The organism is Sporosarcina koreensis, from assembly GCF_000826145.2.
Classification (GTDB): domain Bacteria; phylum Bacillota; class Bacilli; order Bacillales_A; family Planococcaceae; genus Sporosarcina; species Sporosarcina trichiuri.
The window spans coordinates 1,196,484-1,212,172 of the sequence record NZ_LN651337.1; the positions used below are offsets into that span (position 1 = coordinate 1,196,484).

15 protein-coding genes and 1 riboswitch are annotated in these 15,689 nt (G+C 55.0%); of the genes, 3 read left to right on the forward strand and 12 right to left on the reverse strand.

All coding sequences use genetic code 11. The features are described from left to right. Window positions 1-125 precede the first annotated feature (125 nt). Window positions 126-458 (reverse strand): cytochrome c551, encoded by a 333-nt coding sequence (cccB, locus tag BN1190_RS11745; protein WP_040287068.1) that lies wholly within the window; start codon window positions 456-458, stop codon window positions 126-128. Between the two features lie 357 nt (window positions 459-815). After that, a riboswitch (Lysine riboswitch) is annotated at window positions 816-994 on the forward strand. A gap of 122 nt (window positions 995-1,116) precedes the next feature. Here cccB and dapA point away from each other — a divergent pair. Then, window positions 1,117-2,004 carry a 4-hydroxy-tetrahydrodipicolinate synthase gene (gene dapA / locus BN1190_RS11750; protein WP_040287069.1) on the forward strand — a complete coding sequence of 296 codons (888 nt, stop codon included), beginning with the start codon at window positions 1,117-1,119 and terminating at the stop codon, window positions 2,002-2,004. A 182-nt stretch (window positions 2,005-2,186) separates the two neighbouring features. After that, window positions 2,187-3,320, forward strand: coding sequence for a M20 peptidase aminoacylase family protein (locus tag BN1190_RS11755; RefSeq protein ID WP_040287070.1), 1,134 nt, complete (start codon window positions 2,187-2,189; stop codon window positions 3,318-3,320). Window positions 3,321-3,389: 69 nt separating this feature from the next. Here the strand turns inward: BN1190_RS11755 and BN1190_RS11760 are convergent, their stop codons facing one another. The 11 genes from BN1190_RS11760 to flaG all read right to left on the reverse strand — a co-directional run bounded on the left by BN1190_RS11760 (window position 3,390) and on the right by flaG (window position 13,491). Next, a complete protein-coding gene (locus BN1190_RS11760; protein ID WP_040287071.1) occupies window positions 3,390-3,743 on the reverse strand; it encodes a hypothetical protein in 354 nt (117 codons plus the stop codon). Window positions 3,744-3,820: 77 nt separating this feature from the next. Next, window positions 3,821-4,922 (reverse strand): peptide chain release factor 2 gene (prfB, locus tag BN1190_RS11765; protein WP_098060158.1). Its coding sequence is split into 2 segments (ribosomal slippage): window positions 3,821-4,849 and window positions 4,851-4,922, totalling 1,101 coding nucleotides; the frame shifts between segments, so codons are not numbered across the junction. Window positions 4,923-4,960: 38 nt separating this feature from the next. After that, window positions 4,961-7,468, reverse strand: a complete 2,508-nt coding sequence (gene secA / locus BN1190_RS11770; protein ID WP_040287072.1) for a preprotein translocase subunit SecA — start codon at window positions 7,466-7,468, stop codon at window positions 4,961-4,963. Window positions 7,469-7,499: 31 nt separating this feature from the next. Further along, window positions 7,500-7,940, reverse strand: coding sequence for a hypothetical protein (locus BN1190_RS14865; protein WP_144036094.1), 441 nt, complete (start codon window positions 7,938-7,940; stop codon window positions 7,500-7,502). Between the two features lie 47 nt (window positions 7,941-7,987). Next, window positions 7,988-8,548, reverse strand: coding sequence for a ribosome hibernation-promoting factor, HPF/YfiA family (hpf, locus tag BN1190_RS11775; RefSeq protein WP_040287073.1), 561 nt, complete (start codon window positions 8,546-8,548; stop codon window positions 7,988-7,990). Between the two features lie 123 nt (window positions 8,549-8,671). Further along, entirely contained in the window at window positions 8,672-9,037 is a 366-nt protein-coding gene (locus tag BN1190_RS11780) for a PilZ domain-containing protein (RefSeq protein WP_040287074.1), read from the reverse strand. 222 nt (window positions 9,038-9,259) lie between these two features. After that, a complete protein-coding gene (locus BN1190_RS11785; protein ID WP_052461810.1) occupies window positions 9,260-10,732 on the reverse strand; it encodes a methyl-accepting chemotaxis protein in 1,473 nt (490 codons plus the stop codon). Window positions 10,733-10,861: 129 nt separating this feature from the next. Then, window positions 10,862-11,215, reverse strand: a complete 354-nt coding sequence (locus tag BN1190_RS11790; protein WP_040287075.1) for a hypothetical protein — start codon at window positions 11,213-11,215, stop codon at window positions 10,862-10,864. Beyond that, entirely contained in the window at window positions 11,212-11,616 is a 405-nt protein-coding gene (gene fliS / locus BN1190_RS11795; protein WP_040287076.1) for a flagellar export chaperone FliS, read from the reverse strand. Before fliS ends, BN1190_RS11790 begins: the two co-directional genes overlap by 4 nt. Window positions 11,617-11,650: 34 nt before the next feature. After that, window positions 11,651-13,114, reverse strand: a complete 1,464-nt coding sequence (locus BN1190_RS11800) for a flagellar hook-associated protein 2 (RefSeq protein ID WP_040287077.1) — start codon at window positions 13,112-13,114, stop codon at window positions 11,651-11,653. Between the two features lie 14 nt (window positions 13,115-13,128). Then, window positions 13,129-13,491 (reverse strand): flagellar protein FlaG, encoded by a 363-nt coding sequence (flaG, locus tag BN1190_RS11805; protein WP_052461811.1) that lies wholly within the window; start codon window positions 13,489-13,491, stop codon window positions 13,129-13,131. A 153-nt stretch (window positions 13,492-13,644) separates the two neighbouring features. Here flaG and BN1190_RS11810 point away from each other — a divergent pair, with 153 nt between their 5' ends. After that, window positions 13,645-15,627 carry a methyl-accepting chemotaxis protein gene (locus BN1190_RS11810; RefSeq protein WP_040287078.1) on the forward strand — a complete coding sequence of 661 codons (1,983 nt, stop codon included), beginning with the start codon at window positions 13,645-13,647 and terminating at the stop codon, window positions 15,625-15,627. Window positions 15,628-15,689 lie beyond the last annotated feature (62 nt).

Genomic DNA, 15,689 nt, shown 5'->3' on the forward strand with positions numbered 1-15,689 from the left:
TCACACCTTTTCAACAATCTTGTAATCTGGCATCCTGTTTATGGGTGTCTGGCTGGGACTGCCGAACAGCAAAAAAGCAGAGACACCGAAGTGCCTCTGCCGGATGATTCCTTATTCAGGATGTCTTATTTCTTCTCGGAAAGCCATTTTGCGACTGCATCGAGCTCTTCCCCTTTGATGAGGCCTCCAGGCATGCCGCCGGATTTACCGTTCTCGATGATATCGTGGATTTCGTCTTCAGAAAGCTCACCGCCGATGTGTGCCAGTTCCGGTCCGTTCATGCCTTCCAGGTTGCCGCCGTGGCAAGTCGCACAGTTGGCCTGGTACACCTTGTCCGGATCTACGTCGCTGCCGCCTGCTTCCTTGTCGCCGGACGCGCTGTCATCCCCGCCTCCGCATGCGCCGAGTACGAGTGCAGCACCAAAGATTGCCGCTGCGAATTTGCTTTTCGTTTTCATACTGATTTCCTCCTTCAGATAAAATAAGTACGTGCTCCCTCAGTATACCAAAATCCGCATGTCCTTCACGCCGCCGTGTGACAAACTCATGACGTTTGGGCCTGACCTGCCGTACTCCTTCTATGTACTATTCTCTTTTCTCCGGAAATCAAACCTCTTGCCAGGAAGAATTTTATGGAGGGCTGTCCAGCTGCAGTTCTGGTGGATTTCAAGGTTTCAAACTATGCAGGACGGGTAAACAGCCGATTAAGAGCAGCACAGCAAAGCTCGGAATATTTTCAATTTTCGCTTGCAATGCCGCGGGAAACACGGTAAGCTAACGTGTAATTGAACAAAAACTTATTTCGCAACGTTCGAAGTAAGGATAGAGGCGCAAAAACCATCAGTACGCAGTCCGAGGAGATTGAGCTCCGGAGACGGCCGCGGAAAGGGGAATTTGCCGAAGCGGGAGGATGCTCAAACGTCCCCACGCTGGTTCTGGACTGAACAAGTGCAGGACTGTCATATAGGCGACTATATGGAGGGCTATCTGATGCAGAGGAATAGATCGTCGATTCTTCAGCAGCAGCGCATCCTTCGCTGCTGCTTTTTGCGTTTCAGGAGACACTGCCTTCCACCTCTATTTTTTGGAAACCAACCAAAAGGAGATGGAGAACAGATGAATTTTGGACAGCTGATCACCGCGATGGTGACCCCATTCAATGCACAGGAAGACATCGATTTCACAGCCGCGGAGGAACTGATCGAGCACTTGATCGCAACAGGGACGGACGCCCTCGTTGTCGCCGGGACGACCGGCGAATCCCCGACATTGACCGCTTCGGAGAAAGCAGCTCTCTTCCGCCATACGGTCCGGTGTGCAGGCGGACGGATCCCTGTCATTGCAGGCACCGGCACGAACAGCACCCGGGAGTCGATCGAACTGACCCGCGCAGCTGAGGAAGCGGGCGCTGACGGCGTCATGCTCGTCGTCCCCTATTACAACAAACCTTGCCAGGAAGGGATGTATGCCCATTTCAAGGCGATTGCGGAGTCGACTTCGCTGCCTGTCATGCTGTACAACATCCCTGGCCGGAGCACCGTCAATCTGGAGATCGAAACGATCGTGAAACTTGCGGAAATCCCGAATATCACAGCCATCAAGGAAGCGGGCGGCAGCCTGGAGACGATGGCATCGATCATCGAACAGACGCCTGCCGGTTTCGCTGTCTACAGCGGGGATGATGCGCTGACACTGCCGGCATTGACGATCGGCGGCGCAGGCGTCGTCTCCGTCGCGGCTCACCTCATCGGACCGGAGATGAAAGCGATGATGCATACGGCTGAAAGCGGGCGTTTCGAGGAGGCCGCTTCGCTCCACCGCAGCCTCCTGCCTCTCATGAAGGAACTGTTCAAAGCACCGAACCCTTCACCCGTCAAAGCGGCTTTGAATCTGCAGGGACTGCCCGCCGGCACGGTCCGTCTCCCGATGGTGCCGCTGACGGACAGGCAGCAGCAGTCGCTCGCAAATGTCCTCGATGACTTGAACTGCAAAGCAACCGCCTGAACACGCAAGCCGGACCGCATCGCAGCGGTCCGGCTTTTCTGTTGGTGCCTGATGTACGCACACAGCCTGCCCGCCAGACGTACCGGGCAGTCAATCCATACGCCATGATTTGACGGAATCTTATGGAGTCTTTACAATTTACAGCAGTCCCATCATTTACGGACGCATAGGAGGCAACCGATATGGCACAATTGACGAAAAAGCAAGTGATGGAGACATTCGAGCATCTGCATAACAACCCTGAATTGAGCTGGGAGGAAGAGCAGACGACCGCTTATGTGAAAAAGCGGCTGGAAGACGCCGGCTGCCGCGTGACGTCGTTCGATGACTGCACAGGTGTCTTCGGTGATATCGGCAATTTCTCCGGCGATGTGCCGGTAATTGCACTGCGCGCCGACATGGATGCATTATGGCAGGAAGTCGACGGCAGCCTGCAGGCGAACCATTCGTGCGGGCATGATGCACACATGACGATGGTGCTCGGCGTGCTGGAGCGCGTGAAAGACCGGGACGAACTGCTCAAGCACCTCGGCATCCGTTTCATCTTCCAGCCGGCGGAGGAAGTCGGGACAGGTGCGCTCAAGATGGTGGAGAAAGGAGCGATCGAAGATGTCGATTTTTACTACGGCATCCACCTGCGCCCCTTCCAGGAGACGGATAACGGCAAAGCGGCTCCAGCCATCGTGCATGGTGCGAACGGAACGATCGAACTGGAGATCCGCGGCGATGATGCACACGGCGCCCGGCCGCACCTGAACCGGAATTCCATCGAGATCGGCACGTTCATCGTCAATGCGCTGCATTCCATCCATGTGAACCCGAATGTCGCCCACTCCGTGAAAGTGACACGGTTCCAGGCGGGCGGACGGAGCACGAACATCATCCCGGGCAGCGCATCGCTTGCGATCGACGTCCGCGCACAGGACAACGAAGTGATGGATGAACTGATGGAACGGGTCCGCGATGTCCTGGACAGCGCGAGAAACCTGTTCGGCAGCGAAATCACTATCACGGAAGACACCTATGTGGCCGCCGCACGTGTGCACCCCGAAGCACAGGAGACTGCACGGCAGGCGATCACCGACGTGCTCGGCGAGGAGAACACGGTTCCCCCGGTCATCACGCCCGGCGGGGATGACTTCCACTTCTATACCATCAAGCGGCCGCATCTGAAGGCGACGATGATCGGTCTCGGCTGCGGTCTGTCCCCCGGGCTCCATCATCCCGATATGACATTCGACCATGAATCGATGATGAATGGCATCGATGTCATGGTGCGCATCCTGGAACTGCATGCAGGACAGGATGCCGGCTGAACAGTCTTTCAGGCCAACAAAAACCGCACGGCACCGGAACCTCTGCTCCGGATGCCGTGCGGTTTTTTGTTATACGTCAAACGGGCGGCGCCCTGCCTCCCGGTCTTCTGCAGCGCGGAAGAACGCCTGCGCGTCACGCATATCGTTCGTGGCGAGCAGTACGTCATCCCCGCCGCTTTCCGCAGGACTGATGACGAAGAACGGCTGTGCCGGATCCACGGAAGGGAATTGCGAGCAGATGCCGTCGATTTCGTCGCGATCCGCTTCCTCACTGTGTATCCAGTCGGCGGACAGGACATTGCCGGCCGTGTCCATCAGTTCATCCGTCCACCTCATGAACGTGTCTTCGCCGGCAGTGCCGGAAGCGAAGATGCTGACATCGAACAGCTCGCGTTCCGCCTTCTTCTTTTTCCGGAAAAACATCCCCATCCCCCCTGTGCCTATGTATTGAAAAACCGTTCAGCAGCACGATATGCGGCTGAACGGTCTTCCGGTGCTTCTTATGAAATACGCGAACGCAAGTAGGCGTTGATGAACGGATCGATCTCCCCATCCATGACGGCTCCTGTGTTCCCGGTCTCTTCGTTCGTCCGGTGGTCTTTTACCATGGAATACGGGTGGAAGACGTAGGAACGGATCTGGCTTCCCCAGCCGATCTCTTTCTGGTCCCCCCGGATTTCAAGCAGCCGTGCTTCCTCTTCCTCGAGCCGGATCTGGTAGATTTTCGCCTTCAGCAAGTTGAGTGCACGCTCCCGGTTTTTGATCTGCGAACGTTCGGTCTGGCACGTGACAATCGCACCTGTCGGGATGTGTGTCATCCGGACAGCGGAGTCCGTCGTATTGACGTGCTGACCGCCCGCGCCGCTTGAGCGGTACGTATCGATCTTGACGTCTTCCATCTTCAGATCGATGTCGACTTCACCGGTGAATTCCGGCATGACTTCGACGGAGGAGAATGACGTATGACGGCGGCCTGATGAGTCGAACGGCGAAATCCGGACGAGCCGGTGGACGCCTTTCTCCGCTTTCAGATAGCCGTAGGCGTTGTGCCCTTTGATGGACAGCGTCACGGATTTCACGCCGGCCTCATCACCCGCCTGATAGTCGAGCGTCTCGACTTTGTAGCCGTGCTGTTCCGCCCATCGTGTGTACATGCGCAGCAGCATCGAGGCCCAGTCCTGGGACTCGGTGCCGCCTGCGCCGGAATGGATTTCAAGGACCGCGTTGCTGCTGTCGTATTCATCGCTCAGCAGCATCTGCAGATCGAATTCCTCCATCCGTTTCAGGAACGCTTTCAGCTCGTCGCCGAGTTCTTCCTGCAATTCCGCATCGGGTTCTTCCTTCAGCAGCTCGAGTGTCATCTCGAGATTCTCCTGCTCGTCGTTCATCTCATGGAATTCGCCGACCGTGTCCTTCAGTGCGTTCGATTCCGAGATGACTTTCTGCGCCGCATCCTGGTCATTCCAGAATTCCGGATCAAGCATCATTTCTTCGAGTTCCTGCATTCGTGCCTCTTTGTTCTCTAAGTCAAAGAGACCCCCTGAAACCCGCTAATTTCTTAGCTGTTTTGTCGAGCTCGTTGCGTACTTCGGATAATTCCATCATAATTTGTTCCTCCAAAAATTCAAGTTCACGGCGTGTTACTCTTTGCCGTGGCAGTTCTTATATTTCTTGCCGCTGCCGCATGGGCACGGATCGTTCCGGCCGATGTTGACCCGGCGGCGGACCGGTTTCTTCACTTGCTTTTCGCCGTCTTCCTTCGGATTGACCGCCTGGCCTTTTGCGACTTCCTCGCGCTCCAGGTTGTTGCGGATTTCCGCTTTCATGACGTATTTCGCCGCATCCTGTTCGATGGATGCGACCATCTCTTCGAACATGCTGAACCCTTCGGACTGATATTCGCGGAGCGGGTCGTTCTGGCCGTATGCACGCAGGTGGATTCCGTGACGCAGCTGATCCATCGCATCGATATGGTCCATCCACTTCGTGTCGATCGCGCGGAGAAGGACGACCTTCTCGAACTCACGCATCTTCTCTGCGGACATTTCCTCTTCTTTTTCATCATACCGGGCATGCACTGCCTGTTTGATGAACTCCGTCAATTCCTCGGCGGATTTCCCTTTAAGATCGGATTCCTCCAGGCGGTCTTCCGGAAGCAGGTTCGCACCCAAGTAATCGACGAGTGCCTTGAGGCTCCAGTTATCCTGGTTCTCCTCCGCCGTGTGCACGGCAACAGCATTTTCGATGACACGGTCGATCATCGCCTCCAGGACCGGACGGACGTTCTCAGATTCAAGTACATCATTCCGTTCCTTGTAGATGATTTCCCGCTGCTGGCGAAGCACGTCATCATACTGCAGGAGACGTTTCCGCGAGTCGAAGTTATTCCCCTCGACCCGTTTCTGTGCGGATTCGACGGAGCGTGACACCATCTTCGACTGGATCGGCGTTTCGTCGTCCATGCCGAGTTTGGTCATCATGCCTTTCATCTGCTCGGAACCGAAGCGGCGCATCAATTCGTCCTCGAGTGACAGATAGAACTGTGTGACACCGGCGTCTCCCTGACGGCCGGAACGTCCGCGCAGCTGGTTATCGATCCGGCGTGACTCATGGCGCTCGGTGCCGACGACAGCGAGACCGCCGAGTTCCGCCACACCCTCGCCGAGCTTGATGTCGGTACCGCGGCCTGCCATGTTGGTCGCGATCGTGACCGCACCCGGCTGGCCGGCCTGCTCGATGATTTCCGCTTCACGCCCGTGGTTCTTTGCGTTGAGGACATTATGCGGCACGCCGTATTTCTTCAGGAAATTCGAAATGATTTCGGACGTCTCGATCGCAACCGTCCCGACCAGCACCGGCTGGCCTTCCTGGTGACGCTCTTTGATATCATCCGCGACCGCTTTGTACTTCCCTTCCATCGATGCGTAGATCAGATCGGCACGGTCATCCCGCGCAATCGGACGGTTCGTCGGGATGGCCACGACGTTCATGTTGTAGATATTGCGGAATTCCTCTTCCTCCGTCTTCGCCGTACCGGTCATGCCCGCGAGCTTGTCGTACATCCGGAAGTAGTTCTGGAATGTGATCGTCGCGAGTGTCATCGATTCGTTCTGGACTTCGAGGCCTTCCTTCGCTTCGATCGCCTGGTGAAGTCCATCACTGTAACGGCGGCCTTTCATGAGACGGCCGGTGAACGAGTCGACGATGATGACTTCGCCTTCCTGCACGACATAGTCTACGTCGATATGCATGCTGACATGCGCTTTCAGCGACTGATTGATCGTATGGTTGAGTGTGACGTGCTGCAGATCGAACAGGTTGTCAATGCCGAACGCTTTCTCCGCCTTCTCAATTCCCGATTCGGTCAGCGTAACCCCTTTGGTCGTTTCCTCGAACGTGTAATCGTCCTCTTTTTTCAGCGTCGCGACGAACTGGTTCGCAAGCCGGTACAGTTCAGCCGACTTCGCAGCCTGTCCCGAGATGATGAGCGGTGTCCGCGCTTCGTCGATCAGGATGGAGTCGACTTCGTCAATGACGGCATAATGGAGCGGCCGCTGGACCTTGTGCTCGCTGTACAGCACCATGTTGTCCCGCAGATAGTCGAAGCCGAGTTCGTTGTTCGTCGTATACGTGACGTCCGCTGCGTAGGCTTCCCGTTTCTCGTCCTTGCCGAGGCTGTTCATGTTCAGGCCGACCGTGAGGCCGAGGAACTCGTACAGCTGCCCCATTTCCTGAGCATCCCGGGAGGCGAGGTATTCGTTGACCGTGACGACGTGCACGCCTTTGCCGTCGAGGGCATTCAAATACACGGCGAGTGTCGACGTCAGCGTCTTCCCTTCCCCGGTTTTCATCTCCGCGATGTTGCCTTCGTGAAGGGCGGCTGCCCCGATGATCTGAACGCGGAACGGATACAGGCCGAGCACACGGCGCGCCGCTTCGCGGACGACCGCGAACGCTTCCGGCTGGATGTCGTCCAGCGTCTCCCCGTTCGCGACACGCTGCTGGAATTCCGCCGTTTTGGCTGTCAGCTCTTCATCGGAGAGCTTTTCCATATCGCCGGCGAGCGCTTCGGTCTGATCTGCAATTTTTTCAAGCCGTTTCAAATCACGTTTATTCGGATCAAACATTTTATTCAATACGCTTAGCATAATTTGGTCACATCCTCATAAAGTTCACCCTTCATTTTAACATTGTGAAACAGAGGGCGCAAATGCCATGCAAGGAACTTTCCGACTTTTGGGAAGGGTGTGCGGTTCGGCGGAGGAATGGAGCGGTAGGCGGGCGGAATGGAGCGGTTCGCCTGTGGTATTGATCGGTCAGCGGTGCGAATGGAGTGGTTCGCCGGGGGATTGATCGCTTCGGCAGCGTAATGGAGCGGTTCGGCCGTGGTATTGATCGGTCGGCGGTATTTAGCGGCTCACCGATGGAATTGATCGCTTTGCCTGTGGTTTTGATCGCTTTGCCTGTGGTTTTGATCGCTTCGCTGGTGGAATGGAGCGGTTCGGCAGTGGTATTGATCGGTTCGCCGTTGTTATTGATCGCTTCGCCTGTGGTATTGAGCGGTTCGCCGGCGTTATTGATCACTTCGCCTGTGGAATTGATAGGTTCGCCAGCAGGCATACGAAAACCACCCGGCGCATGGCCGGGCGGTTGGGGTTTATCAGTTATCAAGTTGCTTCGATCAGGCCGTATTTGCCGTCACGGCGCTTGTAGACGATGTTCGTCGCGTCGGATTCCCCATCCGTGAAGATGAAGAAATCGTGTCCGAGCATGTTCATCTGGAGGATGGCCTCTTCCTGGTCCATCGGCTTCAAGTCAAGCTGCTTCGTACGCACGACATTGAATTCGTTCTCATCTTCGGCATCCTGCTCCTTCGATTCGTTCTCGACGGACTGCTGCATGAATGCCGCAACGCCTTCCCGCTCCCGGAACTTGCGGTTGACGCGTGTTTTATATTTACGGATCTGCCGCTCGAGCTTGTCGACGATCAGATCGACTGCTGCATACAGATCGTTATGCCGTTCTTCTGCACGGAGTGTCAAATTTTTCATAGGAATTGTGATTTCCACTTTTGTCTGCTTGTCGTTATAAACTTTCAGGTTCACGTGGGCAGTGGCGTTCGCCCCTTCAGTGAAATAGCGCTCGAGCTTGTTCACTTTTTTCTCGACATACTCCCGGATTGCCGGAGTCACCTCGACGTTTTCGCCACGAATGTTGAAGTCTAACATATTAAACTCCTCCTTTGATTTGACCCTGCCTTATACTTCGGCATACCTTCCGCAAAACCCTTCTTTTCAACTGGAAAATAAAAAAGAATTTTGGCGGTTTGTGCGGCCCGGCAACTTCGGCCGTCACATCCGTTCCGATTGCCGCCGCAGCTTCAGGTCGCTCACGATCCGGGCGGCGGTCAATTCGTCTTCATCGAAATCGATGCCGTATACCCAGTCTTCGCCGGTCACTTCCTTCCAGACGATGACGCCGTCCGTCAAAATCGGCTCCTGAAAAACATTGAACCGCAGGCGGATCGCCACTTCTTCCCGATTCACCGGGATGTCGAACAATGTCCGCATCCTGGTGCCGCCGGGACTGATGTCGAGCAGGATCGCGTCGCCCGTGCCGGTGCCGGTTTGGCTGCCTTTTTTAAGATACAGGCTGAACTCCGCAGGTACCGGTTCTGAAAATGGGAACCTGAACGCTTCATCGCGTTTGTAATGCATACTAACCACGCTCCATCCGCTTTGCTGGTGACTCCAGTATACCAAAATCCTGCCAGCACGGCTCCCAAAATTCCAACTTCCCCGGCGATAGTTCTGTCCTTATCTATTGCCGGTTGCCCCCGTTCCGAAACATGGAGCGCAGCCGACGCTTATCGTATGCAGGCAGACGGCACGCCATACGAAGGAAACGCCCGCCCGGCAGATGCCGGACAGGCGCTTGGATCAGTCCCGAAGACGGACGGCCTCGTTATAGGTTTCCTGGAGATACGTATCGATCTCGCCCTGCTCGCCCGTCAGATTCGTCAATGTCGCATCCAGTTCTTCGACGGCCGCTGAATTCTCTTCGATCACGGAAGCGAACTCCAGCGTCCGTTCACGCACGACCCCTGTGTCCTCTGTGATCTCCGCCAAGGAACGGCTGAATTTTTCCATCTCACTCTGCAGACCGTCCATCGCCATGTGGAGACCGGTGAACGTCGTGTTGGAGTGATTGGCGCTGACTGTCTGTTCTGCAATCTGCTGCTTGCCGGCCGCCAGTTTGGACACGGCCAGTTCGTTGTACGAATTGACTTCGGTCAGGTTGCGGTCGATCTTCGCCAACGTCTCATCCGTGAGTCCGGCCAGTTTCCGGATTTCATCGGCTACGACGGCAAAGCCTTTGCCCTGTTCACCGGCACGCGCCGCCTCGATGGAAGCGTTCAGGGCCAGCAGGTTGGTCTGGTCTGTGATCTCCTTGATGGAAGAGGCGAAGGCATTCGTCTCGGAGATTTTCTCGGTCAGTGTCTCGAATGTACGGTTGACCTCTTCGAAGAATACGGCGAATTCCTCGATCCCTTTCGTCAGTGCAGAGATCCTTGTACTGCCCTCTGCAGCACTGGTGCCGGCACCTGACACGGCCTGCGCCAGCTGTGCCAGCCCTTCCGAGACCGCTGACACCGAGTTGAAATTCCGTTCGGACCGCTCGGCGATATCCCCGATATAATCCGCCTGCTGCTGCCCTGCCGCACTCACTTCATTGACAGCTGTGAGCATTTCCTTCTGGGCAGCGAGTGATGTCTTCGAAGAGGAACTGAGCGTATCCAGGTTCCGGGTGATGGTTTCGACTGCCGCCTGCAGATGCGCAGCCCGCTCTTCTTCCTGCCGGTGGTTCGCTTCACTCTCTGCTGTCGCCTGTTCGATCCGTTTCGAGACCGATGCGTTCTGCCGGACGACGAGCAGCAGCACCATGCCGCTCAGGAAATGCAGGAGGATCAGGTTGGACCCGCTTGACTCCACGACGGCAGGTTCCGTGAACAACGTGTTGTTCATCAATAGCGCAATCAGACTCAGGACATACGCCACTCCCATGATCACCAGCCGGCCATGGATCCCGCCGAGGACAAGCAGGAAGAACACGATGCCGAGCGAACCGAGATTCGCACCGGAAAATAGGATGACGCCCGCCGCCACAGCGAACGTCGCTGCGAGTAGCACATATGGCAGACTGACGGAAAGGATCCGGTTCTTCGTGATCCGGAAAGCGGTGTAATAAAGACAGGCCGCCGCTAGCGGGATCGCGACGGACAGGATGATGTTCAGGTTGGTCTTCAGGAACAGCTGGGCAATGAGCCCCAGGCCGCCGGCAGCGAGGAATCCGAAGAACAGGATATTGTTTTTGCTCTGCCAGTCTTGGTACTTCATTTGTTCGATTGTCATTAGGCCACTTCCTCTAAAGTTATGTAGGGCAATGCTGAATCCAATGGACATAAAACTTTCAGCACCGGCAAATGTACCTAGTAAATATACAAAAAAATCCGGCGAACGTTTCCGATCGCCGGCAGCCGTTCATTGTTTTGTATCATAGAAGGTGCCATCCCGCGCGACTTTGCTGTACGGGTTCACATAGCTGCGCACCCCGTCCTTCTTCGTCTGGGAGGCGGACAGGTCTTTGCGGATCAGCGACATGCACTGTTCCAGTTTCGCCGCAACGGCAGGCTCTGCAGCCAGGACGTCCCGGCCGAAGACTTCTTCTTCCGCTGAGAACGGCGGCTGGATATCCGGCAGGAGACGGTCCCGGAGGTCAAGGATCGTCTCGATTTCCGCAATGACTTCATCCCGCTGTTCCGACTCTGCCGGCAGGGAGAGCGCCAGAAGCCGATCCGCCGCAGCCTTCCACTCGGTCAGCGCCGGCCGGATCATATCTCGCTCACGTTGCCGTATTGCTTCTGACGGTTCAGCTGGATCACTTGCTTCCACGTATCGCGGAATTCCGTGATGATCTCCGATGCTTCCTCGAACAGTGCAATATCGTTCTTGATGTTGCCGTCGATCAGCCGGCTGTTCGCGAACTCATACAGCACGAGCATCTCTTTGCCTGCCGGAAAGGCCTTTACGTCCAGGGTGATCATCAGTTCCGAAATGATGGCCTGCGCCTTCTGGACCGCCGTGTTCTTCTCTTCGATAGTGCCGGAGACGACGGCCTGCTTCGCCTGCTGGATGAACTTCAGGCAGCCGTTGTACAGCATAAGTGTCAGCTCGCCGGGCGATGAAGTGGTGACGGTGTTGTTCTGGTACGTTGCGTATGGATTATGCATGACCATTTGAAAGACTCTCCTTTTGTGTTGCGTGGTTCACTTATGCACCGCCGCCAAGCGCGTTCATCAGGTTGGCGGACTGCATATTGGCACGCTGAATCGCGTTTTCCATGGCGGTGAACTGTTTCCAGTAGCGGGTTTCGACCATCTGGAGCTTGTCCTGGAACCGGTCGATCTGTTTGTTCATGTCATCGAGGGTACGGCCGAGAGTGAACGCTTTGTTCGTGTCGCCGACCTTCCCGGCTTTCTTCTGGATGACTTTCTGGACGTTGTCGACTTCGTCCCGCAGCAAGCGGGCAAGTCCTGTCTTGGAAGATGTCCCTGTACTCTCTTTATCGTCCTGGCCGAACAATTTTTGAATGTCTTCAGGGCTTTTCGAGATTGCTTCTTTCAGTTTCTTTTCATCGATGACGAGTTTCCCGTGATCGAGATAGTTGTTGGATGTCTTAATGCCGATTTCACTGAGACTCAGCTTGTCGGTAGGCTCTGGTCCTACTTGAACCGACTTGTTTAAGACGGAACGCATCGATGACAGCAGGTTGGACAGTTCCGGGTTATTGCGCAGTGTTCCGCTTTTTGCCTTCTCTTCCCACAGTTCAATCTCTTTTTCTTTCATATCGGCTTTTTGTTCGGTGGATAAAGGCTGGTAGTTCCGATATTTTGGTTCACGGATTTTTTTGTTCAGATCCTCGATCATTTTGTTATAGTCATCGACGAAGCCTTTGATGTTGTCAAAGACCTTGTCGGTGTCTGTTGTTGCGTTGAAGGTGATGTCTTTTTGGCTTGCGGCTTTTAGAGTGATTTCCATGCCGTCGAGTTCGAAGGTGTTGGAAGACCGGTTTATTTTCATTCCGTTATAGAGAACTTCGGAATCTACTCCAGCTTTAGAAGTTGCGCCTTTTTCAACTGTCAGATTTAACGACTCGGCTAAAGAACCAGAAAGTGCTATCTCACCAAGACCGCTTTCTTTAGAAGACATTCCAATTTTCTTAGAACCTGGATCGTAAAAAGCTCTTACGCCTGTCTTTTCTGTTATGCTCTTCACAATTTCGTTAATATCAGCGCCTTCAGAAAAAGTAAGCTCTACCGTTTTAAGCTTTTCATCAGTCGAAACAGGAAAAGTTACATTTAATGAAGCGCCCCCATTTGGCACTTTATAATCATCTGCAATTTCAGCGCTTTGTAAAGTTGCACTTGTTGCCAAGCGCTCTACTTTAATAGTTCCCGAAAAATTCTCCGTATTTCCCTTCGCCCGAATCGAGACATCATCCGGCGCGGAGACGGTTACATTCTTCGCATTGAAGTTTTTTGAGAGGATCATGTTGTCGAACAATTTCGTGCTGAAGTCCTTCAGGTCACGGTTTGCGGAACGGTAGTCGTTCAGCTGCCATTCGAAGTACTGTTTCTTCTGCGTGATCTTGTCGAGCGGGATCCGCTCCGCTTTCATGAGGTCTTTGATGATCGACTCGGTGTCGATGCCGCTGGCGAGTCCGCCGATTCTCATAGTGCGTCACTCCTTCAGATTTTTCGGTCGATGAGCAGGCCGAGGAATTTCTTCATTTCCGCGTGCATGTCCATCAGTTTCTTGGATGGGATTTCACGTATCACTTCGTCGGTTTTGGAGTCGACGATCGTCACATAGTATTCGTGGAGCTCGTCGTGCATCTTGAAACGGAGCTGTGTGTCCACGCTTTCCAGGAATTTGTTCATGTTGCCTGTCAGGTCTTTCGCTTCTTTCGCTGTCAGCTCGCGATGTTCGTTCGGCTGTTCCTGCGTCTGGCTCCCCATGCCTTCCGTCCGTGCGACTTTCCCCGCCGGACTGAATTCCGCAGTGCCGGCTGTCGGTTTGCCGTCCGGACTGCCCCCTAGTTGACTGACCATCGTTTCCGTCCCCCTCAGTGTCCCATGTATTACCTATTATATCGGCCTGCCGGAAAGGTTGTTAACCGCTTTTTCACATTTCCCGCTCAACATCCCGGGCCGCCTGCCGAAATAAGCGGAGTAAACAATATATATTCAGAAAGGAACTACCACATGACCCGCTCCCTTAAAACTAAAATCATTGCACTGACGCTGATCCTCTTTGCCGTCGGTCTCCTGATCATGGCTTTCATGATCAACGACCGCGCGAAAAAGCTTACGCTCGAGAGTGTCGTCGATTCCAGCGAAACTCTCGCGGATCAGACATCGTCCACCGTATTCAATTTTATTGATCAATATACGAAAGGTATCAAGGCAACCGCTAATACAGAAACATTCCTTCGGTTCACCGGTCCGGATGGCAAAGACGTGACGGAAGCCGAGCTCCAGGCAGCGCTCAAAACTGCTGCCGGCGTTTATGATGATGCGGTGTCCATCTATTACTCGCTACCTTCGAAATATTCTCTTTCGTATCCAGAAGCGGACTGGTCGGATTTCGATCCAACGACCCGCGACTGGTATGCAGATGCTGTAGCGGAACCCGGCACAGTGCAGTGGTCGGCCCCTTATCAGGATGATACAACCGGAAACTACATGATCACCGGTTCCATCGCCACTGAATCGGGCGGCCGTGTGAATGGCGTGCTCGGCTTCGACCTGGAGCTCGGCGCACTCAGCGACCTGCTGACAGAGCTCGACATTCCATACGGCGGCTATCCGGTCATGTATGACGCGGAAGGCAACGCGATCGTCCACCCGACGTTCGCCGGTAAAAACCAGATGGATGAAAGCCATGTTGCCGATATGTACAAAGCTGACAGCGGTGATATCGAATTCACGGACGAAAAAGGACGTAACAAAGTCCGGGCCTATTCCACGGTTCCCGGATTCGGCTGGAAAGTCGGTACGGTCTATGAAAAGAGCCATCTCACCGGCATGGCCGATGAACTGAGGGGCGCTGTCCTCGTCATCGCGCTCATTGTTCTCGTGATCGTGGCGATTGCGCTGTATATCTTCATCACCCGCCTGCTGAAACCGATCGGCCGTCTTCGTTCGCTGATGGATCAGGTGTCCGCAGGCGATCTGACCGTCCAGTCGGATATCCAATCGAAGGACGAAATCGGCCAGCTGAGCGACAACTTCAATGACATGATCGGTAATATGCACGGCATCATTTCCGTCGTCAATCAATCCGCGGATAATGTGCGGACGAACTCCGAGAGCTTGAGCGCCGTGGCGGAAGAGACGAACGCCTCGAGCTCCGAAGTCGCCCATGCGGTCAATGAGATCGCGGAAGGTGCCGCCCGCTCCGCGGAGGATGCCGAGAGGGTGTCCGAACGGTCCGACGAACTCGGCCGGCAGATCAACGGCATCACGGAACGTGCGGTGTCGATGACGGAAATCGCCGAGCGCACCGGTATCATGAATGCGAACGGCCGGACGCAGATGGCGAACCTGTCCCAGACATTCCAGTCGTCAGGCGTCAATCTCCAGTCGATGAACGACGCGATCACCATCCTTTCGGAAAAAGTGAAAGCGATCGGCGGCGTCATGGATACGATCATCGATATCTCCTCACAGACGAACCTGCTTGCACTGAACGCGAGCATCGAAGCGGCGCGTGCCGGCGAACACGGCAAAGGGTTCGCCGTCGTCGCGGAGGAAGTCCGAAAACTTGCAGAACAGTCCGCGAGCGCGACGGAGGACGTCCGCCACACCGTCCAGCAGCTGCAGGACGAATCACGCCTCGTGACCGAGCAGATGAATGAGACGATTTCCACATTCCGCGACCAGGGGCTCGTCGTCCAGGAGACGGAATCGACGTTCGCCGAGCTGTCTGCACTGATGGATGACATGCAGTCGTCGATCGATGCGATCTCGGCGGATATCCAGACGGTGTCCAGCCATAAGGATGACGTTGCCGAAACGATCCAGACGATGGCCGCGACGTCCGAGGAGACTGCCGCCGCGTGCGAGGAAGTGAGCGCGTCGACGGAAGAACAGCTCCGCGCCATCCAGTCCGTCACCGATTCAGCTGAGACGCTCACGAAGCTGAGCGAGGAACTGAGTCACGCGATTGACCGCTTCACCGTATAATGAACAACTGGCCCCCGCTGTGTGCGGGAGCCTTTTCCTGTTCGTTGTCTCAGAAATCCGTC

What these genes read in the sequence shown, in the direction of transcription:
- cccB (WP_040287068.1), bottom strand. Translation starts at nt 458, where the DNA reads ATGAAAACGAAAAGCAAATTCGCAGCGGCAATCTTTGGTGCTGCACTC.
- dapA (WP_040287069.1), top strand. Translation starts at nt 1,117, where the DNA reads ATGAATTTTGGACAGCTGATCACCGCGATGGTGACCCCATTCAATGCA.
- BN1190_RS11755 (WP_040287070.1), top strand. Translation starts at nt 2,187, where the DNA reads ATGGCACAATTGACGAAAAAGCAAGTGATGGAGACATTCGAGCATCTG.
- BN1190_RS11760 (WP_040287071.1), bottom strand. Translation starts at nt 3,743, where the DNA reads ATGTTTTTCCGGAAAAAGAAGAAGGCGGAACGCGAGCTGTTCGATGTC.
- secA (WP_040287072.1), bottom strand. Translation starts at nt 7,468, where the DNA reads ATGCTAAGCGTATTGAATAAAATGTTTGATCCGAATAAACGTGATTTG.
- BN1190_RS14865 (WP_144036094.1), bottom strand. Translation starts at nt 7,940, where the DNA reads ATGCCTGCTGGCGAACCTATCAATTCCACAGGCGAAGTGATCAATAAC.
- hpf (WP_040287073.1), bottom strand. Translation starts at nt 8,548, where the DNA reads ATGTTAGACTTCAACATTCGTGGCGAAAACGTCGAGGTGACTCCGGCA.
- BN1190_RS11780 (WP_040287074.1), bottom strand. Translation starts at nt 9,037, where the DNA reads ATGCATTACAAACGCGATGAAGCGTTCAGGTTCCCATTTTCAGAACCG.
- BN1190_RS11785 (WP_052461810.1), bottom strand. Translation starts at nt 10,732, where the DNA reads ATGACAATCGAACAAATGAAGTACCAAGACTGGCAGAGCAAAAACAAT.
- BN1190_RS11790 (WP_040287075.1), bottom strand. Translation starts at nt 11,215, where the DNA reads ATGATCCGGCCGGCGCTGACCGAGTGGAAGGCTGCGGCGGATCGGCTT.
- fliS (WP_040287076.1), bottom strand. Translation starts at nt 11,616, where the DNA reads ATGGTCATGCATAATCCATACGCAACGTACCAGAACAACACCGTCACC.
- BN1190_RS11800 (WP_040287077.1), bottom strand. Translation starts at nt 13,114, where the DNA reads ATGAGAATCGGCGGACTCGCCAGCGGCATCGACACCGAGTCGATCATC.
- flaG (WP_052461811.1), bottom strand. Translation starts at nt 13,491, where the DNA reads ATGGTCAGTCAACTAGGGGGCAGTCCGGACGGCAAACCGACAGCCGGC.
- BN1190_RS11810 (WP_040287078.1), top strand. Translation starts at nt 13,645, where the DNA reads ATGACCCGCTCCCTTAAAACTAAAATCATTGCACTGACGCTGATCCTC.